This window comes from Paenibacillus sp. NPDC055715 (assembly GCF_053617595.1).
This window is the reverse complement of sequence record NZ_JBSHGA010000002.1, coordinates 431,266-453,650: the sequence shown is the minus strand read 5'-3', so window position 1 is coordinate 453,650 and position 22,385 is coordinate 431,266. Positions and strand designations below refer to the sequence as shown.

The 22,385-nt window shown below is 45.9% G+C and carries 20 protein-coding genes, 1 tRNA gene and 2 pseudogenes; 10 read left to right on the top strand and 13 right to left on the bottom strand.

Annotated elements, in window-relative coordinates:
* Positions 1-87: 87 nt before the first annotated feature.
* Positions 88-624, top strand: a complete 537-nt coding sequence (locus ACWGOO_RS06545) for a type 1 glutamine amidotransferase domain-containing protein (protein ID WP_452481963.1) — start codon at positions 88-90, stop codon at positions 622-624.
* A 92-nt stretch (positions 625-716) separates the two neighbouring features.
* Here ACWGOO_RS06545 and ptsP read toward each other — a convergent pair whose 3' ends face one another.
* Positions 717-2,462, bottom strand: a complete 1,746-nt coding sequence (gene ptsP, locus ACWGOO_RS06540) for a phosphoenolpyruvate--protein phosphotransferase (protein ID WP_452481962.1) — start codon at positions 2,460-2,462, stop codon at positions 717-719.
* On the bottom strand, positions 2,459-4,342 hold the full coding sequence (locus ACWGOO_RS06535) for a glucose PTS transporter subunit IIA (RefSeq protein ID WP_452481961.1): 1,884 nt from the start codon (positions 4,340-4,342) through the stop codon (positions 2,459-2,461). The genes ptsP and ACWGOO_RS06535 overlap by 4 nt, the downstream gene beginning before the upstream one ends.
* A gap of 202 nt (positions 4,343-4,544) precedes the next feature.
* On the opposite strand from ACWGOO_RS06535, the gene ACWGOO_RS06530 reads away from it, so the two are divergent.
* The gene (locus ACWGOO_RS06530) at positions 4,545-4,781 is read left to right on the top strand and encodes a hypothetical protein (protein WP_452481960.1); all 237 of its coding nucleotides are present in this window, start codon (positions 4,545-4,547) and stop codon (positions 4,779-4,781) included.
* Positions 4,782-4,936: 155 nt separating this feature from the next.
* On the opposite strand, the gene ACWGOO_RS06525 is transcribed toward ACWGOO_RS06530, so the two are convergent.
* A complete protein-coding gene (locus tag ACWGOO_RS06525; protein WP_452481959.1) occupies positions 4,937-5,404 on the bottom strand; it encodes a CoA-binding protein in 468 nt (155 codons plus the stop codon).
* Positions 5,405-5,438: 34 nt separating this feature from the next.
* Positions 5,439-6,731, bottom strand: a complete 1,293-nt coding sequence (gene aroA / locus ACWGOO_RS06520; RefSeq protein ID WP_452481958.1) for a 3-phosphoshikimate 1-carboxyvinyltransferase — start codon at positions 6,729-6,731, stop codon at positions 5,439-5,441.
* A gap of 261 nt (positions 6,732-6,992) precedes the next feature.
* Here aroA and ACWGOO_RS06515 point away from each other — a divergent pair, with 261 nt between their 5' ends.
* Positions 6,993-7,298 carry a rhodanese-like domain-containing protein gene (locus ACWGOO_RS06515; RefSeq protein WP_452481957.1) on the top strand — a complete coding sequence of 102 codons (306 nt, stop codon included), beginning with the start codon at positions 6,993-6,995 and terminating at the stop codon, positions 7,296-7,298.
* Between the two features lie 216 nt (positions 7,299-7,514).
* On the opposite strand, the gene gndA is transcribed toward ACWGOO_RS06515, so the two are convergent.
* Positions 7,515-8,921: an NADP-dependent phosphogluconate dehydrogenase gene (gene gndA / locus ACWGOO_RS06510; protein ID WP_452481956.1), complete on the bottom strand. Its 1,407-nt coding sequence runs from the start codon at positions 8,919-8,921 to the stop codon at positions 7,515-7,517.
* A gap of 187 nt (positions 8,922-9,108) precedes the next feature.
* Positions 9,109-9,708: a hypothetical protein gene (locus ACWGOO_RS06505; RefSeq protein ID WP_452481955.1), complete on the bottom strand. Its 600-nt coding sequence runs from the start codon at positions 9,706-9,708 to the stop codon at positions 9,109-9,111.
* A 278-nt stretch (positions 9,709-9,986) separates the two neighbouring features.
* Here ACWGOO_RS06505 and ACWGOO_RS06500 point away from each other — a divergent pair, with 278 nt between their 5' ends.
* A complete protein-coding gene (locus ACWGOO_RS06500; protein WP_452481954.1) occupies positions 9,987-10,619 on the top strand; it encodes a YktB family protein in 633 nt (210 codons plus the stop codon).
* A gap of 25 nt (positions 10,620-10,644) precedes the next feature.
* Here the strand turns inward: ACWGOO_RS06500 and ACWGOO_RS06495 are convergent, their stop codons facing one another.
* Complete coding sequence (locus ACWGOO_RS06495) at positions 10,645-11,928, bottom strand: MFS transporter (protein WP_452482048.1); 1,284 nt, start codon at positions 11,926-11,928, stop codon at positions 10,645-10,647.
* Between the two features lie 186 nt (positions 11,929-12,114).
* Here ACWGOO_RS06495 and ACWGOO_RS06490 point away from each other — a divergent pair, with 186 nt between their 5' ends.
* Positions 12,115-13,590 (top strand): aminotransferase class I/II-fold pyridoxal phosphate-dependent enzyme, encoded by a 1,476-nt coding sequence (locus tag ACWGOO_RS06490; protein ID WP_452481953.1) that lies wholly within the window; start codon positions 12,115-12,117, stop codon positions 13,588-13,590.
* Positions 13,591-13,713: 123 nt separating this feature from the next.
* On the opposite strand, the gene ACWGOO_RS06485 is transcribed toward ACWGOO_RS06490, so the two are convergent.
* Both ACWGOO_RS06485 and ACWGOO_RS06480 read right to left on the bottom strand, forming a co-directional pair.
* Entirely contained in the window at positions 13,714-14,019 is a 306-nt protein-coding gene (locus tag ACWGOO_RS06485) for a DUF1292 domain-containing protein (RefSeq protein ID WP_025684269.1), read from the bottom strand.
* 79 nt (positions 14,020-14,098) lie between these two features.
* Positions 14,099-14,656, bottom strand: a complete 558-nt coding sequence (locus tag ACWGOO_RS06480; RefSeq protein ID WP_452481952.1) for a copper amine oxidase — start codon at positions 14,654-14,656, stop codon at positions 14,099-14,101.
* Between the two features lie 200 nt (positions 14,657-14,856).
* On the opposite strand from ACWGOO_RS06480, the gene ACWGOO_RS06475 reads away from it, so the two are divergent.
* On the top strand, positions 14,857-15,621 hold the full coding sequence (locus tag ACWGOO_RS06475) for an MBL fold metallo-hydrolase (protein ID WP_452481951.1): 765 nt from the start codon (positions 14,857-14,859) through the stop codon (positions 15,619-15,621).
* 120 nt (positions 15,622-15,741) lie between these two features.
* Here ACWGOO_RS06475 and ACWGOO_RS06470 read toward each other — a convergent pair whose 3' ends face one another.
* Positions 15,742-15,978 carry a DUF3892 domain-containing protein gene (locus tag ACWGOO_RS06470; protein WP_137063658.1) on the bottom strand — a complete coding sequence of 79 codons (237 nt, stop codon included), beginning with the start codon at positions 15,976-15,978 and terminating at the stop codon, positions 15,742-15,744.
* 86 nt (positions 15,979-16,064) lie between these two features.
* Positions 16,065-16,508: a GNAT family N-acetyltransferase gene (locus tag ACWGOO_RS06465; RefSeq protein WP_452481950.1), complete on the bottom strand. Its 444-nt coding sequence runs from the start codon at positions 16,506-16,508 to the stop codon at positions 16,065-16,067.
* A gap of 141 nt (positions 16,509-16,649) precedes the next feature.
* Here ACWGOO_RS06465 and ACWGOO_RS06460 point away from each other — a divergent pair.
* From ACWGOO_RS06460 to ACWGOO_RS06450, 3 genes are all read left to right on the top strand, one after another.
* Positions 16,650-16,721, top strand: a tRNA-Val gene (locus tag ACWGOO_RS06460).
* Positions 16,722-17,176: 455 nt separating this feature from the next.
* Positions 17,177-18,880, top strand: coding sequence for an NAD-dependent malic enzyme (locus ACWGOO_RS06455; protein ID WP_452481949.1), 1,704 nt, complete (start codon positions 17,177-17,179; stop codon positions 18,878-18,880).
* Positions 18,881-19,313: 433 nt separating this feature from the next.
* Positions 19,314-21,089: a methyl-accepting chemotaxis protein gene (locus tag ACWGOO_RS06450; protein ID WP_452481948.1), complete on the top strand. Its 1,776-nt coding sequence runs from the start codon at positions 19,314-19,316 to the stop codon at positions 21,087-21,089.
* Positions 21,090-21,182: 93 nt separating this feature from the next.
* Here ACWGOO_RS06450 and ACWGOO_RS06445 read toward each other — a convergent pair.
* Positions 21,183-21,653: pseudogene (locus ACWGOO_RS06445) on the bottom strand (glycosyl hydrolase 53 family protein); the annotation flags it as partial.
* 2 nt (positions 21,654-21,655) lie between these two features.
* A pseudogene (locus ACWGOO_RS06440) lies at positions 21,656-22,148 on the bottom strand (two-component sensor histidine kinase); the annotation flags it as partial.
* An 80-nt stretch (positions 22,149-22,228) separates the two neighbouring features.
* Between ACWGOO_RS06440 and ACWGOO_RS06435 the strand changes: the two are divergent.
* Entirely contained in the window at positions 22,229-22,381 is a 153-nt protein-coding gene (locus ACWGOO_RS06435) for a hypothetical protein (RefSeq protein WP_452481947.1), read from the top strand.
* The last annotated feature ends 4 nt before the right edge of the window (positions 22,382-22,385 follow it).

The following is a 22,385-nucleotide window of genomic DNA, read 5'->3' as shown; positions in this document are numbered from 1 at the left end:
ATGGACTTTGGACGTTCTTTTTCTTAAGATGTAAAAGGTACAGATTATAAAATAGCGGTGTCAAGTGACGCACGAAAGGATGGTTAGATGTCAAGACTTGCCGGAAAAAGGGTTATCGCCCTGGTAGATGAGGAATTCGAGGATCTGGAGCTATGGTACCCCGTGTACCGCGTTCGTGAAGAAGGCGCAGAAGTGCATTTGGCCGGTGCTGAAAAGGGTAAAAAATATATCGGAAAATATGGCGTACCTGCTGAAGCGGAATATGCCATTGAGGAATTGAACAGCCGCGATTATGATGGGATTCTTGTCCCTGGAGGCTGGGCGCCGGATAAACTGCGCCGCTATCCCAAGGTGATTCAACTCGTACAGGAGTTTCATGCCGCTCAAAAGCCTATCGGGCAAATCTGCCATGCAGGCTGGGTGCTGATCTCCGCCAAAATTTTGGATGGTGTCACCGTAACGTCCACACCGGGTATCCGTGATGATATGGAAAACGCAGGAGCCATCTGGAAGGACGAAGCTGTCGTGACAGACGGACATATTGTATCTGCCCGCCGTCCGCCTGACCTTCCGCCATACGGAAAAGCGTTCTGCGATCTATTGGCAAACAACGCCCATAAATAAGACAGTTCAAATAAACGAGCAAAAGCACCTTCAAAACCACCACTTTATCCATGGTTTTGAAGGTGCTTTTTTATTCCAAAGCCATTGCATAATTACTGTCGTCCAGGCCCGGCTGGAATACGGCTGACACTAACTGCGGTCAGCTTGTCTTCGATCGCCGCGCCGGTAGACATGCTGAAGCACGTCTGGGCAACCAGCGTCGCCTCAGCTGCGGACGTGTTCAGCACATGATGCTTAACTCGCAGCAAGGACTGGGGAGACATGCTCAGCTGGTGTATTCCCAACTCCAGCCACAAGGGAATGGAGCGTTCATCTCCTGCTATTTCACCACACACACTCACATCAATCCCCGCCTGATGGGCCGCCTGTGCCGTCATGCGCAGCATCCGCAGCACAGCCGGATGGTATGGATGGTACATATGGGCAATCTGCTCGTTCATGCGGTCTACGGCCAGCACATACTGTACCAGATCATTCGTGCCTATACTGAAAAAATCCGCTTCAGCAGCGAGTAGATCGGCAATCATTGCTGCCGCTGGCACCTCAATCATAATCCCTTGCTGGATATGTGGGTTATAGGCAAGCCCTCTCGCATCCAAATCCGCCATAGCTTCCTTCAAGATAGCATCCGCCTGACGAATCTCCTCCACCGAAGAGATCATCGGATACATGACCTTGATATTACCTGCCGCACTGGCGCGTAAAATCGCTGTCAACTGGGTCTTAAATAATTCCTTCCAATCGAGACTGATGCGTATAGCACGATAGCCGAGAAACGGGTTTTCCTCCTCTGGCAGTTGAAGATAGTCCAGCGGTTTATCCCCGCCGATATCCAATGTACGGATAACAACGGAGTGGTTTCCTGCCTTTTCTGCTACCAGCCGATACACTTCATACTGCTCATCTTCATCCGGTGCAGAGTTTCGATCCATATATATAAATTCCGTGCGGAACAGTCCAACACCCTGCGCCCCATGCTTCAATGCCGCATCCAGTTCCTTGACAGAACTGATATTCGCTGCCAGCCTCAGTTCAATTCCATCCTTGGTCACGGCTTCCACGGAAGCGAGCACCTGAAGCTGTTCTTTTCTACGGCGCTGCTCATCACGTAATGACGTATAATGATCAATAATAGATTTCTCCGGCTTCACATAAACCTTACCCAAGTCTCCGTCGACAACCATCATATCCCCAGTCTGGACAGGCAAATTGAGATTGCTCTCCAGTCCCGAAACGAGAGGAATGCCCATCGCACGGGCCATGATCGCGGAATGCGATGTTTTGCCGCCGTTCATAGTCACAATTCCTAATACATAGCTTGGATTCAAGTGGGCCGATTGAGATGGAGAAAGCTCCTTGGCTACCAGAATGTAAGGCTGTGTGTCCTTCGGAAGAGTTACTTCCGGCACACCCAGCAAATGCTTGAGCAGCCGATTCCCCACATCCTTGATGTCGATCGCCCGTTCCTTCATATACTCATCATCCAGCAGATCAAACATCGTCACAAAATGGTCAATCGCTTCCTTAACCGCCACCTCGGCTGCTTTGTATTGGCGCTCGATGATTCCACGAACTTCGTTCATGAATTCAGGGTCCTCTAATATAGCCAGATGCGCATCAAAAATGCTGGATTCCTCCGGTCCCACCATTCCCCGAAACTCATCCTTTATAATCTGGATTTCACTTTTGGATGTGCGTATCCCCTCATACAACCGCTCGAATTCCTTCGCGAGATCCACCGCATCCATTTTCTGCTCAGATAAATCCCACTCCCAGCTCGGCAGGACAAAAGCCTTCCCGATTGCCACACCTGCTGCGGCGCCGATGCCTTCTATCATGTCTCTACCCCTCCAACATTCCTGTCATGTAGCACAACGGACATTACCGAGGCCTGACCTTTTTTCACCGTTTTAAACGGAGCAAAGCTCCATGACTTCACGCGATCCGGGTTCGTAATGACCATGGGGGTCACTAAAGATGAAGCATGTTCCCGCAGCGCCTGCAAATCAAATTTGATCAGCAATTGTCCCGGTTCCACCGTATCGCCTGTTTCTACCATAGCAGTAAAGTTCCCTTTTAGCTGTGAAGTATCAATCCCTATATGAAGCAGAACCTCAAGTCCCTCTCGTGTAGAGATGCCCAAAGCGTGCATGGTCGGATACAGATGCATAACTGTACCATACACCGGAGACACGAGTTCACCTCGTTCAGGAACAAAAGCAACTCCGTCCCCGACCAGCTTCGTTGCAAAAATTTTATCCGGCACCTCGTGAATCGGCAGCATTTTTCCATACACAGGGGCGTTGAACAACACTTGAGGAAGATCACGCTCCATAAGCTTCGCGATTTCTTCACGAATCAGCTCCGAATACGTCCCAAACACAACCTGCAAGTTGCCTCCTCCCAGGTTGATGAGTCCAGCCGAGCCCAAAGCTTTTATCGCTCCGGTATCAATCAGTCGGTCATTGTGGACGGTGAGGCGCAACCGTGTAATGCAGGCTTCCACCCGAACAATATTTTCCTTCCCGCCGAGCGCCTCTAAAATGAGCGGAGCGCTGTATGGAATATTGCCTGCCCAATCCTCCAGAACCGAACCTTCCTCGCGGCCTGGAGTGGGAATACGGAACCTCCGAATCGCCCAGCGGAATAGCACATAATACACCAGTCCATATGCCACACCTAACGGAATCAACAACCAGGCGTTATGTGACAGATGGAAATTGATTACGTAATCTATAAAACCCGCTGAATATGAAAACCCGTGATGAATATCCAGCTCAAAGGTAAGCCACATGGCCAGACCTGACATGACTGCATGAACGAGGAACAGATAAGGAGCAGCAAACAAAAAGGCAAACTCGATTTGTTCCGATACACCGGTAAAAAAGCAGACGAGTGCAGCAGTCAAAAACGTCTTTTGCACCTTCGGCTTCAAGTCTTCACGCGCTTCTTGAATAATCGCCATCGCAATGGCTGGAATCGCAAACATCATAATGGGAAACAACCCTGACATAAAATAGCCAGCCGTCGGATCTCCAGCGAAAAATCGGGGTAAATCCCCCTGCACTACGTTGCCTGACGGTGTTTTATATGTACCCAGTTGAAACCAGAAGATATTATTAAGCAGATGGTGAAGGCCAAAAGCCGCCAGCACCCGATACAAAAAACCGTAAATAAACAATCCGAAGCCGCCCAAGCTCAACTCCAGACCTGCTATAAACTGCAATCCTCTCTGAATGAGTGGAGCCACAATAAGCATCAGTCCTGCGAACACGGCGGAGAACAAACCAATTAGCAGTAAAACAAATCGAGTACCTCCAAAAAATTGGAGTACCTCGGGCAGCTTGATGCTTTTGAAGCGATTATACGCCACCCCTGAAATGATACCTAAAATGATGCCAATGAGCGTCGCCGGATGAATGAGTCCGTTTCCAAATCTCAATGTGACCTGATCATATATAGCCATACCAGCCAATGCCGCCAGTCCCGCCTGACCTGCCTGATTCGACATGCCGAGTGCTACACCAACGGCAAACAAATACGGCAAAAAATAAAAAATCCCGCGCCCTGCTGCATTAGCCATATCAGACACCATTGGAAATCCCCACGCGGACCAGGGGAGGCTGCCGAGACTTAGTAATATAGCAGCAGCCGGTAACACCATCGTCGGGAGCATGACAGCACGACCAAGCTGTTGCAAGGATCCGAGCCAATTCATGGCATTCCTCTCCTTTCTATCCCTGATGGTAAGCCGAATAAATACTTTTGTCAAAGCGATTCTCTTGCTTGATCAAAAATACTTATATACGCATTTACAGGTCTGAATAGTTTTATTAAAATAACTTATTCAAGTTGTATATTGCTTATTTATCCTCTCGATAGATCGGCGGCTCGATACTGTCGTTACCCGTCTTGAAACCATGGATCTGCGGTTCGATGCCATAGATGTACAGTTTGATTCAATAGACAGCAGTTTTGAACGCTTGGAGTCCAAGTTGGAAGCCACTTTTAATCAGGTTGCACGGAACGCTGAAGCCATTCATGTGACTTCCGGCACACAAGAACGGCATGAATCCATACTTGAGGTTTTATCTAAACGTTCTATTGAGCAGGAATCTTGTATCCGACCCATTACCATAACCAATAAAATGAGCTGATTCACTAAGATAATATACAACTATGTGATACATACATTATATGGATTTCTGTAAGTAGAATATACTGCTCCTAACTAAACTTAACAAAGCATCTAAATGAAAAAAGTGAAGCCAAATATAATCCAATCCCACACCAAAAACCTTCTCCCCGTATTTCATCGGGGCGAAGGTTTTTCTTCATGTCCAAATGATCCTTTGCGTACAGCTTGGGCTACGGAATCCTCTACCTTAATGCAGCGATCCATAATTACCGTGATTCCATGCTCCTGCGCGATGTCAGCGGCTTCCTGGCTGATAATGCCCTGTTGAAGCCACAAAACCTTGGCACCAATGGCAGCTGCCTCACGAGCAACTTCAGCGCAATACTCACTGCGACGGAATACATTGACCAGTTCGACAGGCTCAGGTACTTCTTGGAGACTTGCATAGCAAGTTTCTCCTAAAATCGTTTGCCCCGCTGCCGCAGGATTAACCGGAATAATCCGGTATCCCCGCTTTTGCATAGCATAAGCCACCATATACGAGGTCCGGTCTGATTTATCAGACAAACCTACAACTGCAATGTTGCCTATTTGTTCCAAAATGCTTTTGATCTCTTCTCTTGACGGATTTTCAAAAGCCATCCTGTCCCCTCCTGTTCACTTCTAAAACTTACTATTATTTTACCCACTCTACAGATGCCCCAAGCGTCGTCAGATGGTCAAAATATTGCGGATATGATTTGGCAACATGATGCGCATCCTTGATCACCAGCGGTGTCTGGGCCCGCAGACCGACAACCGTCAAAGCCATAATAACACGGTGATCAAAATGCGCGTTAATTTCAACACCGCCTTCGACCCCCTCCGGTCGGCCATGTACGATAATTTCAGCCTGACGTTCCTCCACGCGAGCTCCGGCCTTGGTCAGTTCGTTCAAATAATCGGTAATGCGATCACATTCCTTATACCGCAAATTTTCCACATTATAAAAACGGGACGTACCGTCAGCAAATACAGCAGCAGCCACCATCGCCAGCACAGCATCGGTTGCAGCATCACCGTCAAACTCGATGGCCTTCAATCGGCCATTCCCCTTCACAACGATTGTGTCGTTCTCGTGCGTCAGCGGTACTTCCATCATACGAAGCACATCTACAATAGCACGTTCTCCCTGCTTGCTCTCCTCCTTTAACCGATGGATAGTGACATCCGAGTTCGTTACCGCAGCCGCCGCCAGCACCGCAGCACTGCCCGGGTAATCCCCCTGCACTGTATACGTGCGTGGCTGATAAGATTGTCGTCCCGGAACACGGAAAGACATGTAATCATCACTTGCATGAATGATAATACCTGCCTCTTGGAGCACCTCCAGCGTCTGACCAATAACCACCTTGGATTTCAAATCATGCAGTACCTCGATTTCGCTATCTTCCTCCAGTAACGGCGTGAGGAACAGCAAGGCGCTCAAATATTGTGAGCTAACCGAACCGGATACCTGAATTTTGCCGCCTTTAGGCTGACCACCCTGAATGCGGATCGGAAGCTTACCTTCGCGATGATCTACCTGTACACCCAGTTGACCCAATGCATCGATCAGGTCATCATGCGGTCGTTTTCCCAGCGAATCGGGATATGTATTGACGAAAGTAACATCCGGGCAAAGCGATGCGATCCCCATCAAAAAACGAAGCACCGCTCCGGCATTCCCTACATTTAACTCCTTCACAGCACGAGGATGGCTACCAAAGCCCGTAATGACTATTTTTTCATCATCCTCTTCCAGCACTGCCCCCAGATCAGCAATACAACGACGCATAGCATCACTGTCCTCACTGTGTGCCGGAAAATAAATGGTGCTTTGTCCATCAGCAAGCGCTGCTGTCAGCAAATAACGTGTAGTGTAGTTTTTGGAGGACAAGGCCCCAATCTCCCCTTGCAACGAAGGGGTAGGTCTAACGATAACATCCATAATGTACATGCTCCTTTTCAGATTTTAACCAACCCGTTTTACGTTAATTATACAAGCTTCGGTGTTCATTTCTCCACCGGAAAAACACAGAGTATCAAGCAAAGTCTGCCGGAGTTTCATCCCGGCAATTGATTAATCTTAGGATTAGCCCGATTGACAGCTTGCAGATAGCTTGGCTATCATACATAGAGTGTGCAAGATGTTTGGTACAAGTCATTAACACACGTGTCACCTATTTAGATTCAGAAAAGAGGTCCGGCCATGACGCAAATCTCCCTGATTGAACCTTCGGAGCTTCGTGCACGCCTGCAAGCAGGCGAACAATTGCAACTGATCGACGTTCGCGAGGCAGAAGAAGTAGCGGAAGGCATGATTGACGGTGCCAAGCATATTCCGCTCGGACAGATTCCGAGTCGTCTTGAGGAAATTGAACGTACCGGTGAAATTATCTTTATTTGCCGGAGCGGTTATCGCAGTGAACGAGCCTGCGAATATTTACAACAGCTCGGTTATGAAGGCTGCACTAACATGACCGGCGGTATGCTGCAATGGTCACAAGAGCAGTAAAATGCTGCCCACCAAATGAGACGGGATCTTCCCGTCTTTTTTGTCGTGAATCAAAGCTTAGACGCGGTGATGTGTTAAAATAGCTGTTTCTATCATACCACAGCGCCGAAAGCTTGGACAATCCACTAAAGAAAAACGGAAGCTTCCCCCGCCACAGAGGGCAAAAGAAGCTTCCGTTGTATTACATTGCTGTTATTCTAGCATATTCCCAGTTGATTAGAACCATTGGTGATGGAATACGCCTTCTTTGTCCACACGTTTGAACGTATGCGCACCGAAGTAGTCACGTTGCGCTTGCAGCAAGTTTGCTGGCAGACGCTCAGTACGGTAGCTGTCATAGTATGCGAGTGCACTGGAGAAGCCTGGCACTGGAATACCTTGAGATACAGCCACGGAAATCACCTGACGCCATGCGTTTTGATAAGTTTCTACTACATTTTTGAAGTATGAATCCAGCAACAGGTTTTTCAGAGCAGGATCACGGTCATACGCATCTTTAATGTTTTGCAGGAATTGCGAACGGATAATGCAACCGCCGCGGAAGATCATAGCGATTTTTCCGTATTCCAAATTCCAATCGTATTCATCGGAAGCTGCACGCATTTGAGCAAAGCCTTGAGCATAAGACACAATTTTACTTGCGAACAATGCTTTACGAACGCTTTCGATAAATTCTTTTTTGTCGCCGCTGAAGGATTCAGCATTAGGACCGCTCAGCACTTTGCTTGCCGCAATACGCTCGTCTTTCATAGCAGACAGGAAGCGGGAGAATACAGATTCGGTGATCATGGACAAAGGTACGCCCAGATCCAGCGCGCTTTGGCTTGTCCATTTACCAGTACCTTTTTGACCTGCTGCATCCAAAATAACGTCTACCATGGGTTTGCCTGTTTCAGAATCATATTGGGAGAAGATATCAGCCGTGATTTCGATCAGGTAGCTGTCCAGCTCGCCTTTATTCCATTCGGTGAAGATTTCATGAAGCTCTTCCGCATTCACATTCAGAGCTGATTTCAACAGGTGATAAGCCTCACCGATCAATTGCATGTCGCCGTACTCGATACCGTTATGCACCATTTTTACATAGTGACCAGCACCGTCGGGACCGATATATGTACAGCAAGGGTCGCCTTCTACTTTGGCAGAGATTGCCGTCAGAATCGGCTCTACCAGCTTGTAGGCACTTTCTTGCCCACCCGGCATAATTGCAGGGCCGTTCAAGGCACCTTCTTCGCCACCGGATACGCCTGTACCAATAAAGCGAAGTCCTTTTCCCTCCAGCTCCTTACTGCGACGCTGTGTATCAGGGAAGTAGGCATTGCCTCCGTCTATAATAATGTCGCCCTTGTCCAGATGAGGTACAAGCTGCTCAATCGTGGCATCCGTTGCTTTACCAGCTTGAACCATGATCAGGATTTTACGGGGCGATTCCAGTGAGTTCACAAATTCTTCAATGGAGAAAGTACCCGTCAGTTTCTTACCTTCTGCTTCTTTGATAAGATCATGCGTTTTTTCGGGAGAGCGGTTAAATACCGAGACGGTGAAGCCTCTGCTCTCAATATTAAGGGCCAAATTTTTACCCATTACTGCCAGGCCAATTACACCAATCTGCTGTTTTGCCATCTGGTTCCTCATCCTTTGCAACATATTTTTTATTCTATATCGCCGCTTTACCGCATTACACTTTATGTGAATCGGAACACGTGCAGTTTTATTTTAACGTTTTTAATGTCAGAAGTGAACCCCCGTCTATTCGCAGACCAAAACACCCCATTTTCATGAGGTGTTCAGTTATACTAAATCTACATCATTATGCTTCCATCATAAGCAGTTGGCGGGATAGCGCTTGCAGGCGACCATGGCAGTTCCCGGCTCTAGCCGTATCTCCCTCTGTCATTGCCGTGAAAAGCTTCTCCAATTCATCATCCACTTCCATTCTGAGCAGCAGCAGTCGGGTTTCTCCCTCATTGGAAATGTACATATCCTCCATCTCCTGCGCTGAAAGCACTGGTCCCTTCTGATAAATGACGCGTTGCTTAAAGCCGGTAACCTCCACCAGACGAATGACCTCACCGAACAAAATATTTTCCACCAAAATATGATGATCCTTGACTCTTTTGACAATGGCATGGCCTCGAGTGCTTCCAATCAGCTTTTCCAACCACTCCGCCAGCTTGGCGTCGCGGATCACATAATCTCCGGCCAACTTGTAGTGCCCTGTACGCAATTGTTGAAAACGAAGCTTCACCAGCTTGCGCCCGGTTCTTACCGACAGCACCAGGTACGACTCATCCTCGCTCCAGTACAGCGAATACCCTTCCGATATCAAATCCTTGATCAGATTATGGATATGCCGACGGCTAAATCGAAGCTCCAGATTGCAATATTCTACCTCGCAGCCCTTGTTCACGGCATTCCCTCCTTTTTCAAGTCCGATTCAAGAAGTCCGGCTACAGCAAGCCTGCGGCTTTCCCGCTTGATCTTCTCTTGCTCTATTTTATACTTCATCTTATGTAAGGGTACTTGGTTATTTGACCTATTTTTATGAGCAACAACGCACAATCCTACTTTTGCCTTATACGCTTGTCCCAAACCCGGCCTAAAGTCGGTCATGCCTGCTGGCATTATGCTATAATCGGACATATTATGCCACACGAAGGGCTTAACCTAGTTACAGGAGGATTAGGTATGACGTTCAATGGATTTACTGCAAAGGACTTTGATGTTTTTGAAATACCGGGGCTGGAGCCTCGCATGGAGGTACTGATTGAACAGGTTCGACCCAAACTGGAAGCGATTGGTGCGGAGTTGGCTCCTTTCCTGACGGACTTGTGCGGCGAGCCTATGCACGTTCACGTTGCAAAGCATGCACGACGCAAGGTCAATCCCCCGATAGATACTTGGGTAGCCTGGGCAGCAAGTAAGCGGGGATATAAGGCACTGCCGCATTTCGAAGTAGGTATGTTTGCTTCCCATATTTTCGTCATATTCGCAGTCATTTATGAAAGTCCGAACAAAACCACGTTTGCGCAGGCGCTTGAAGCCAACCTGAGCGATGTACGTTCCTGCATACCGGGGCATTTTTACTGGTCCATGGACCACATGGCCCCGGAAGGTACAGAGCAAAAACAAATGGACGAGAAGGATTTTCAAACGATCATCGACAAGCTGCAGAAGGTTAAAAAAGCCGAGGTCATGTGTGGTATCCGTATTGGCCGGGACGACCCGCTCGCTAGTGACGGAGCTGCGCTGCTACAGACGGTGCGTTCTGCTTTTGAGCGTTTGCTGCCGCTGTACCGAATTGCTTTCCCGAAAGAGTAACGGCATTAGCTAATCAAGCTGCTATTCAGGCTTCGGCCTTCTTTCTGCGCGGATTACGGGCCAAAGCCAGATGACAGCCGAACATAAGCAGCATTACAGCTCCGCTGATGATAAATGGAGCTGTGTGTCCAGCACGGTCCCACAGCACCCCTGAAACGAGTGGACCGAAGACCATACCTGAGCCTTGGAGTGTCAGAAAAAAGCCCCATATCGTCGCTCGCTCGCTTTCTGGGATCAATTTGGCCAGGAAGGTATTCCATGCAGGTAAAATGAGCGCATAGCCCAAGCCGATGAGCGCTATAGATATGAACACAAGCGGAATGGATCGGACGGCGGAAAAGAAAAACAGCGTAATCCCGGCAAGTAAAAAACCGACGTGCAGAAAATACTCTGTTCCGAGCCGATCCACCAGCTTTCCGCAAGGAATAAGCGCCAACACCGTCACCCCGCCGCCCGCGATCAGAAGTACGCTGTACAAATTCGGCGAAATCCCGAGGTCCGTCCGGGCGTACAGCGTCAATACCGGGCTGATCAAACCGATAACAAACGACTGCAAAAACAGCGCCGGGTAAATTAATGGGTTTACATCAAGTTTTGTTTTAAGAGAGTTGATCGTCTCCTTGATTGCTCCCAGCAGCTGCGGCTCTTGCTTCGCAAGACCTTCGGAGGACATCAAGACGCTCCGTTGCAACGCCCCCTTGTCAGCAGACTTTTTCCGTCCGGGCAGCATAAGGGAGACCAACAGCAACACAATGCTGCATCCTGTCAAAATCATAAACACCATTCCGTAGGAATGACCATAATGTGCCATAGCGAAATTCATAACCAGCGGCCCCATTCCTGTTCCGCCCATGGACGCAATTTCCAATGTGCCCATCGCCGTACCATTACTGTTATTAGGCCCGGACATTTTAGTCGTTCCAGTCATGACACAAGGCCAGAGCGGAGAAGTGCCCAGACCGAGCAGCAGACAGGCGACTACGAGCCACACTGGCTCTATCAGCACGCTTAGCATGATCACCGCTACAAGTGTAAACAGCAACGCGGTCGACATTGTTCCCCGGTAGCCGAGCCGTTCAGCCATCCAGCCTGCCGGTGCCCGGAACGCATTGTCGCCAAAATACTGGAGCGAAAAGGCCAGACCGATGATTCCGGCTGACAGTCCGAGCGTTTCTCCCATATATACCGGCAGGATAGCTACCAGAAGAGATCCCTTCATAAATTCAACCAGAAATACCAATACCCATAATTCTGCAAAAAAGGGAGACCATAACCGCCGAGGATTTTTTTCTCTTCCGATTTGTTTCATCTGTCCCACATCCTCTACCTTCGTTTTTTCGTCATAAAGTCCGGGGTGTCTCCATGCTCCTATCATTCACAAATAAAAGCAACGTCAACCGCTTGCATTCCTACTTCAAACTGCTATACTCAATTTTGTTCTATTATCACTTGCTAGGATTGTCGAAATCCTGCACGAAAGGTTGTGACAACACTAATGAATCAAAGCAACACCCCGCTTTTTACTGCTTTGAAAAAGCACGCTCAGAGCAACCCGGTTCAATTTCACATCCCAGGTCATAAAAAGGGAGTGGGCGCAGATCCGGAATTTCGCGAATTTATGGGGGATAATGCCTTTTCCATAGATATGATTAACATCGCTCCATTGGACGATCTGCATCAGCCATCAGGCGTCATCGAAGAAGCTCAAAAGCTTGCAGCAGAAGCCTTCGGAGCTGATTATACTTATTACAGTGTACAGGGTACAAGTGGAGCTATCATTACTATGATTATGTCCATCTGCTTGCCGGGTGATAAAATTATTGTGCCCCGAAACGTACACAAATCTATAATGTCTGCCATTATATTGTCTGGAGCGAAGCCTGTATTCGTATCTCCAGTCAGTGATGAGAATCTTGGTATTCACCACGGGATTACAACCAAGTCCGTACGCCGGGCACTGGAACGTCATCCTGACGCCAAGGGCGTCCTCGTCATCAACCCGACATATTACGGTGTGTGCGCCGATTTGAAAGAAATTGTAGATCTCGCTCACAGCTATAATGTGCCGGTCCTGGTCGATGAGGCCCACGGTGTACTGATTCATTTTCATCCTGATCTGCCGATGTCCGCCATGGAAGCGGGAGCAGACATGTCAGCTACAAGCGTCCATAAGCTGGGCGGTTCCTTGACACAAAGCTCGATTCTGAATGTGAATACCAAAAACGGATACGTCAATCCGCAGCGTGTGCAGACGATTTTCAGTATGCTGACAACGACTTCCACTTCGTATATCCTGCTGGCTTCTCTGGACACATCACGCCGCAATCTGGCTCTCAATGGCTATGAAATAGCGCAACGTGCGCTTGATTTGGCCGAACATTGCCGTGCAGAGGTCAACAAGATTGAAGGATTATATTGCTTTGGCAGTGAAATTCTCGGTACAGAGGCAACCTATAATTATGACGCGACCAAAATCACCATTCATATTCGTCATCTAGGTCTTACTGGGTACGACGTGGAAAATTGGCTGAGAGAAAACTACAATATCGAGGTTGAGCTTAGCGATATGTACAATATTCTCTGTCTGGTGACCCCTGGGGATACGAAAGAGGATATTGAGATTTTATTGAAAGCTCTGCGTGAGCTGGCTTCCAAACATTATTCTACAGGTCAGCAGCATGAACTGGATGTAAAAATACAGGATATCCCACAGCTCTCCCTGATTCCGAGAGACGCTTTTTACGGAGATACGGAAGTAGTACCATTCAAGGAATCTGCTGGACGCATTATTGCAGAATTCATTTATGTATATCCACCAGGCATTCCCATCTTGCTACCGGGTGAGGTCATTTCGCAGGACAATATTGATTATATTGTCGATCATGTAGAAGTAGGCCTGCCTGTAAAAGGACCGGAGGATCGCACCGTGCATCAGGTGAAGGTTATCGTTGAAACAGACGCCATTTCCTAAGCCTCCTGAGCCGTAACAAGCTTGGAAAATCTTATAAGCATCTTAAAAGCTTAACAAAAAAAGCCCCCGTTTTGGGGGCCTTTTCATTAGCTTACAAAGTTGTAACAGCCGATAGATCCAATGCTATTCGTATTGGGCAACCAGCTCGCTGTATGCCTCTTCTACACGTTTCCATTCATCTTCGTCCTCGATATTGTAAAGCACCATTTCTTCATTTTCTTCTTCCATACGAAGAATAATGCCGTCTGCTTCAGGATTGCCGCGCTCCAGCAGGAGAGCGTAAACGTGATTTTCTACGTCAAAGGTCTCTACCAGCACCATTTCTACATCTTTTCCATTTTCATCAGTTAGCGTAAGAACCATTTCTTCATGTTCGTGGTCATGATCGTGGTTGCAGGCTTCACCGTGTTCATGTTTGTGATCACTCATGGAAATACCTACCTTCAAATTGTTTTATTTTCCCCCGTATCGTAACATGATCAAGGGTACAGGTCAATTTGTGGTATGCCTAATTTATCGCTGAAATGACTTTTTCGGACACCAGTGTATAGCTGCTGTCTTTGCTTTCTTTAATGTAGAAACCGACCCGGTAATTCCCTGCTGTTTTAAAATCATACGTAAAGTCGTTTGTACGGAACCAAAAGTTATCCTTTTGTGCTCCGCTGATATCCTGAGACTGAATATTCTTCACGTTACCCTCCGGGTCGGTGATCGCTACCTTCACACCGGAGATATCCGCTTTTAACGTATCAATCTGACTGAATACATTGAATTTCACTTTGTTACCTTTATTCACGTTGCCAAACACCGTATCGCCCTTGAACAAAAACATGTGTACATTCGGTTGGTCGAAAACAACCTTTCCACCGGACGGATCAAAACTGACAATCCCGTTAAAATCCCGAATGGGCACATACGTTTTACCGTCAATGACAACCGCGCTATCCTTCGACATCTCACCGTTAATAATCAGTTTCACTTGGTCCTTGTAGGATTCCGCCGAAATGACGGTCCCTCCCATTATCGAAAAGGCCATCACTAAGGCCATCACTTTTCTCCACTTCATCGCTAGATATCCCTCCATCATCATCTGTTAAATAACTTCTGTCTTACATTTATACCTAGCTCAGTTCCACAAGTTGCGCTGTGCTTAACAAATTGTCCAAAGTTTTTGATATGGCGTGAAATCTTTAATTTCAACAGCATCAATGGTAAGATACGACTGCAGAGGATTTATACACATTTAGTCTGGAGGGTGAAATACGAATGAGCCTGATAATACAAATGCTGGGAACAGGCAGTGCCTTTGCCAAGAACTATTACAACAATAACGCACTGCTGGACAGCGGAGCAGGCAAGCTATTGGTCGACTGCGGCACAACTGCTTCTCTGGCACTGCACCGAATGGGCATCCAATTGCGTGAAATTGACGCCATTCTAATCACCCACATTCACGCTGATCATGTCGGAGGATTGGAAGAGTTTGGATTCCAAATGAACATCCTTCATGGCCGTAAACCTGTACTTTATATCGCAAAACCGCTAATTCATCCATTATGGGAAAACACGCTCAAGGGCGGCATGTCACAGCAAGGCATGATTGACAAGCTGGAGGATGTGTTTGAGGTGAACGTGCTGAAGCCTGGTGAATCCACCAGCCTAGTATCCGGCATCGAAGTTGAACTCATTCCTACCCGTCATATCCCCGGTAAAGACAGCTACTCCCTGTTCATTAATAGACGTCTTTTTTATAGTGCGGATATGACCTTTGATCCCGGCCTACTGAATCAACTGGTACACGAACGGGGTTGTCGCAGCATTTTGCATGAGGTTCAATTACAGGGTGCAGGAGAAGTCCATACGACGTTGGACGAGCTGCTCAGCTTGCCAATCCCGCTTCAAGAGCAGATTCGTCTCATGCACTATAGTGACGACATGGAGCAATTCAGGGAAAAGGCTGGAGTCATGTCCTTTCTGGAGCAGCAGCGCGTATACAACATTGTGGAGTTGGAACGCACGGAGCAAAAATAATACTGGATACAAAGTGAAATAATAAAAAGTCGCCGGGTTTCCAACTGGAAAAAAAGCCCGGCGACTTTGGCATATACTTGCGTGTAGTAATGTGCTAGCGATAGATGCTTGAAATGAACGTCAGAACAACGGCAACTGATCCAAATTATTGGTAGGATCTCCATCGGCATCTCCGCGAATCCGTTTGCTTCCATCCTTGGCTTTGAATACATTGACCCCGGCAATCGAGCCTGCTTCAATTTCATTCAGAGCCTGACTGTAATCCAAAACCCGACCGGTAGATGTCTGAAACGACGTCAGATCACCATCACCGTTTTTACGTACTGCCGTAATTTGTTCTCGTTCTGCATTAGCCATGCCGCATCGCTCCTTATCCATAGTATAGTAGGAACTTTTATTAGCATGCACCCTATGCAGAATTATATGCATCTTTGTAATGCCAGCTACAGCTTTTTGCGCATACGCACATGTGGAATCCCGGCATCGTCAAAAGGTTCTTCCGAAATTGTCTCGTAACCGAGCTTCTCGTAAAATTTTTCAGCGTGACATTGAGCATCCAGCAGCGAATGTCGCAGCCCCAGCTCACGCGCGCGTTCCTCCAGAGCCAGCAGTAATATGCGTCCGTAACCCCCGGAGCGATGCTCCCTGAGAACCGCAATACGTTGCATTTTAGCTATATCTTCCTCATAATACGTCAAGCGTCCCGTAGCCACCATCTCACCATGATCAGAGATCAGCAAATGATGTGCAGCATCCCCCAGCTTGTCATAATGGTCAATTTCAATATCGACAGGAACTTTCTGCTCCTCGACAAATACCTTTGTACGGATCAATAGCGCTGCCTGTAGCTGTTCTTCTGTCGTTACACTAATAATTTCTGCGGCCATCATCCACTCCCCCTTATCACTGCTTCAATTTGCAAATCCACTAAATTTGAATTATATATAAAAATAGTAATAAAGCACAAGCTTATTTCTATTTTTCCACTTTACATTTATGGTTAATACATGATACAATCTAGTAACCGAAGGACGGTAGCTCAGCGGGAGAGCATTATCTTGACAGGGTAAGGGTCATGGGTTCGATCCCCATCCGTCCTATACGTCAAAAGCCTTGATATTCAAGGCTTTTTTGTTTGCCTGAAAATAAAACAGAGTCCTTTTTATCCACCTGTTATACAAATTTCTTCTTACACTATGAAACGAAATAAATGCTATACCTGATTGAAGGATTCATTCAGTTCTAAGCAACTTCGCTATGACAGAACTTAATTCAATAAAGATTTCTGGAAAATATAATGAAATTTGTAGATAAAAGTGATTGAAAAATGTCATAAAATTTCTTGTGTAAACATTTGAGAATTTTGCAAAAATCCAAGAAGCAACCTGTAATCGAGAATATAAAGATCGAAAATCTAATTTTACAAAATTTTTTATAATATAAACATTTTTTTATACAAAATACTTGTTCACTTAGTTTAAAATAAGGCGTATAATTATTCACGAAATATTCGAGGTTTAACTAAATGTAATTTTTAGAAAGAAGGAAATTAGAAATGCGTACTTTTCAATTTACTGAAGATGGTTCTATCGAAACCAAATTAACCGGAAAAGAATTGCTGGCTAACCCACTGCTGAATAAAGGAGTGGCTTTTACTCTTGAAGAACGGCAGCAGCTTGGACTTGACGGCCTCCTTCCCCCTACCCTATTGACCATAGAGGAGCAGGTTCAGCGGGTCTATGAGCAGTTCCAGAGCCAGCCGGATAATTTGCGCAAAAATGTTGCGTTAAACGATCTTTTTAACCGGAATACAGTCCTTTACTATCGCTTGCTCTCCGAGCACCTGAGCGAAATGCTTCCAATTGTTTATACTCCAACTGTCGGTCAGGCTATACAGGAATACAGTCATGAATACCACAAGCCTGGAGGTATGTATTTATCCATTGGTAATCTTGCGGGCATTGAAGCAGCTTTTAAAAATTTGAACTTGGACCCTGAGGATATTGACCTCATCGTAGCCACGGATTCCGAAAGTATTCTGGGGATCGGGGACTGGGGAGTTGGCGGAATTAATATCTCCATTGGTAAACTGGCCGTTTACACAGCAGCCGCCGGCATTGATCCTAGCCGAGTGTTGGCTGTTGTTCTTGATGCGGGTACGAACAACGAGAAGCTGCTCGAAGATCCTTTATACATGGGGAACCGTCACAAACGTGTTCGCGGAGAACAATATGACCAATTTATTGACACCTATGTTCAAACTGCACTGTCTTATTTCCCAAATGCACTACTGCACTGGGAAGACCTGGGCAATGTCAACGCCCGGAACATTATCAATAAATACGGAAGCAGTATTTTGACATTTAATGATGATATTCAAGGCACTGGTGCAATTACGCTCGCAGGTGTCATGTCTGGTGTTAAACTGTCCGGAATCCCACTAAGTAAGCATCGAGTTTTGGTCTTTGGTCCAGGAGCCGCTGGTATCGGTAATGCAGACCAAATTAGTGCAGCCATGATGTTGGAAGGACTATCGAAAACCGAAGCAAGAAGTAACTTCTGGGCTTATGATTACCGTGGTCTGCTTACTAATGAAACAGAAGGACTCTTCCCATTCCAGGTTCCTTATGTACGGGATGCCGCAGAATGCCGTGATTGGGAACGTGCAGAAGACGGCAAAATTCCGCTTCTCGAAGTCATTCGCCGGGTGAAACCCACCATTATGATCGGAACCTCTGGTGTTACCGGAGCATTTAGTGAGGAAATCGTTAAAGAAATGAGCAAGCATACAGAACGTCCTATTATTATGCCTATGTCCAATCCAACTCCACTGGCTGAAGCAACTCCGCAAGACTTGATCCTCTGGACTGAAGGAAAAGCGCTGATTGCAACAGGCAGCCCTTTTGAACCGGTAACCTATAATAATGTTAAGTTTGAAATCGGACAATCCAATAATGCTTTCGTGTTCCCTGGTCTTGGTCTTGGCGCGATTGTAGTGAAATCCAAGATCATCACAGACAGCATGTTTGCCGCCGCTGCCCATGCAGTAGCCGATATGGTTGATTTGTCACAGCCTGGAGCTTCCCTGCTGCCGAAAATCAGCGAGCTGCGTGAAGTGTCTGAAGCTGTAGCTGTAGCAGTTGCAAAGGCTGCGGTTCAGGATGGCGTAGCACGTCACCAGCCCGATGATATTCGCCAAGCGATTCGGGATGCAATGTGGGACTGCAAGTATAGACCAATTAAAAAGAGTGGCAAATAAACTGTCCTGGTATAAGAATTAGCGAACAACGTCAGATTGTACTTGCATACAAGCAAAGTAATTATTAATTACCCGATGTCCGCCAGCCCTTTGGCGGACATCTTCATTGAAGGCGACATTATAGCTACAGATCGTATTTTTATCATTTTAATTCCTATTTTCTTTGTCATTTTAATTGGTTATTTTGCAGGTACGTTATTTCATTGAAAGCCATCGCTTATTATTCTATAGCCTCCCATTTCCTTTCTCCTCCAAGCCTCATTTTTCCTATATAAAATCTATCTTTTTCAGTTTTTGTAACTATATTTCACCAATATGCAACTGATATTCTCCAAATTAAAAAAAACCTAACATTTAGAAAACATATTGACGAAATATATAAGGGATAGGTCGTATATTAACCTAAATTTTTAATTCAAAGGAGAAGAAACTCGTGAAAAACTTGAAGTGGAGTACTATGTCCTTTTTTGGTAAAAATCTATTGATTTCATTCATTAACATCGTATTAATAGGTGCTATTCTTATTACATCCAGTTACATACTTCAAAAGAACATTCTCACCACGCAGCTGCAAGACCAGGTTAAGGTATTGACTAAAAAATGGGCAGAAGATGTTGATAAAACGAAAGTACAACAAGCATTAAGCGAAAAAGATTATAATGGCCCTGTTCAACAAGAATTACGCAAATTTCTCGATTCTATTCACACACTTTATCCGAATGTTGCCCAAGCTTACATATTTGGTACAGAGCTAAAAGAAGGAAATCAAGTCTCCATTATTGGCGTTCCCACAAATTTAGTTCAAGCTTTCCAAGATTCCAAAAAAGATTCCAAAATGAACATAGGGGATATGTATCCTCTTCCTATTGAGAATGTAAATTCTATAGATGAAATGCTAAAAACGAAAGAATCGGCGTTGACCAGCTTTTACACCGACGATTATGGCACATGGACTACCATTGTTTATCCAATTACAGATGCAAGCGGTAAAATTACGAGCGCCATATACTTTGACGTAGACGCAAGCTCGGTACCTGCCGGACTTCATAAACTGCTTCTATACGGTATATCTCTGCTCATTCTGTTCCTTGCTATTTTCTTAACCGTTCAATATTTGCTGGTAAAACGTATCCTCTCCCCGATTCGTAGCCTGATGAAGGGCATTGAAGAAGTCAGCGAGGGGAAACTGACTGTAAAAATCAAGACAGGTCTAGACGACCTTGGCATCATCAACCAAAAATTTAATACCATGATCAAACGCCTCAACGATACAATGGTGAAAGTACAGGATACGACGCAAGAAGTTACGGGATCAGCTCAGGAATTGCTAAGTATTAGCGAGAAAAACAGTGCGAATACGAACATCATTAACAGCAATATTCAGGAAATAACCCAGGGACTTAAAGCTCAGGATCACGCAGCACATGAAAGCTCCAGGGCTATGAATGAAATGTCTGCGGTTATCCAAACCATTGCCGAAAGCTCCTCCTCGGTAGCAGATCAAGCTTATTCCATGGAAAAACGTTCGGTTGAAGGCGATCAGGTAGCCCAAAAGCTATCAACTCAAATGGATTCTATCTCCACTACAATAGAAAGTGCAGTTGATTCCGTTAATACGCTACAGAATCGATCTAACGAAATCAGTAATATCGTAAGCATCATTACAGGCATTGCCAGCCAAACTAACCTGCTTGCACTGAACGCTTCTATTGAAGCTGCCAGAGTCGGTGAAGAAGGCAAGGGTTTTGCAGTAGTAGCGGGAGAAGTGCGTAATTTGGCTGAGCAATCTCAAGAATCCGCCAAACAAATTGCAGAACTTATTGAAGAAATTCAAAAGGAAATTGAACAAACCGTAGAAGGCATGCGTCTTGGTACAAAAGAAGTTCACATCGGGCTGAAAGTTACGAAACAGACAGGCGAAATGTTCTCTGAAATTTTAAATGCAGCTAATAAAGTATCGTCACAAATCCAGGAGGTTTCCAGCGCAACTGAGCAGATATCGGCCAGCACGCAGGAAATGTCAGCCACCTCTGACGAGCTGTCTTCCACGGTTAGCAAAACATTTGACAGCAGCAAACAAATTGAACATACCATTGGAGAACAGGCTGAATCTATGGCTTCTATCGTCAAAGCTTCTGACAAGCTTACATTGATGTCCGGGGAGCTGGAAGAGCTCATTTCGTTCTTCAAGGTCAACCGGAAATCCTAACGATCTACCTTAAATAAACCAACGAAAACAAAGAACCTCTATTCTGCACATTGTGCGGGTTAGAGGTTCTTTGACATACTCGTACGCACTCTCGTTTATAAAGCCTTCCAGCGCTGAGGTTGGCTTACCGTCAGCCTGCCAAACACCTTTGTTATAACCTGGGGTTGCAGCCGGTTCCCAATAAAATACCCCCAGGCCTTTGCAGCCCGCGATACTACAAACCTTCGTTTTGATAACGGCAATAAATACCTTGGAAGTTGCAGGTTCATTATATTCCATTCCGATTTCACTGATGACAATACCTTTGCCGTATTTTGCAACGATATTATTGGCATTGGTAATCGTCAAACTGAGCACCATTGTCAATCAAGCCGCCAATATTCCAGGCTAAGGTGGAGCCATTATCCCCGTTGGCCAGATGCACTATCGTTTTAGTACTGCTGCTTACCGATTTTACAGTATTATTCTCTGATTGATGAGCCAGGCGTAGTTTTTCATGTTCACCGAGGCTTTGCTTTCTTCTCAGAGTATTCCATTATTCGTCTCATTTCCGATCTGCACCCATACATCATATCGGACAAAGGCATGTAGTCAATCAAATACCAGCCAGTAGTCTGCGAAAGAAGCGTGAACAGGGTAACTCTCTTCTCCAATTTTCACGGTCAGATTATCAACTTCATGCAGTCCATTTCTCCAGTATCGCAATCAGCTTGGCCTGACAGCTCTTCATTTGCAGTGCGATTATAAATCACTCCTACACCTTTTTATAATAAAAGGGGTCCTTTCGTCCATCACATTTGAAGCGGTCAAACATGTCCTGAATATTGCTGCTGTAAAATTCAACCTTAATAATCGTGTTAGCAGTTTTCGGATCACCAAGTGAAGAAAACGGGGATAATGTAACCATGAAAATATAAATTGGTGCTTCCCGTACATTCTTTTTTTAGATACCTGCCAACCGTCTTTAATCGATTGGTTTAATGCTTTCTGATCATAAAAACCGGCTCCATTCTCTGATACAACACGTCCGAGCGAAGGTAAATAAATATTCAGCCAGGTTAACTTAAATGGTATCCTGAGCCCTGACATTCGTTGCCGTCAGCACATACTATACATTATTAATGGTTGGCGGTGATAAAATGTTTGATGCTAAGCAAATGGAATGGTTCAATCAATTATCCGCTGAAGATCTGGCGATATTAGGTGCCGGCTTCACTACACTAGGTGATTTTTTTGCTTTTTTGGCATTGATTAGAGCCAAGCAGGAGCCTAGTAAAGGGAAAAAAAAGTAACGAT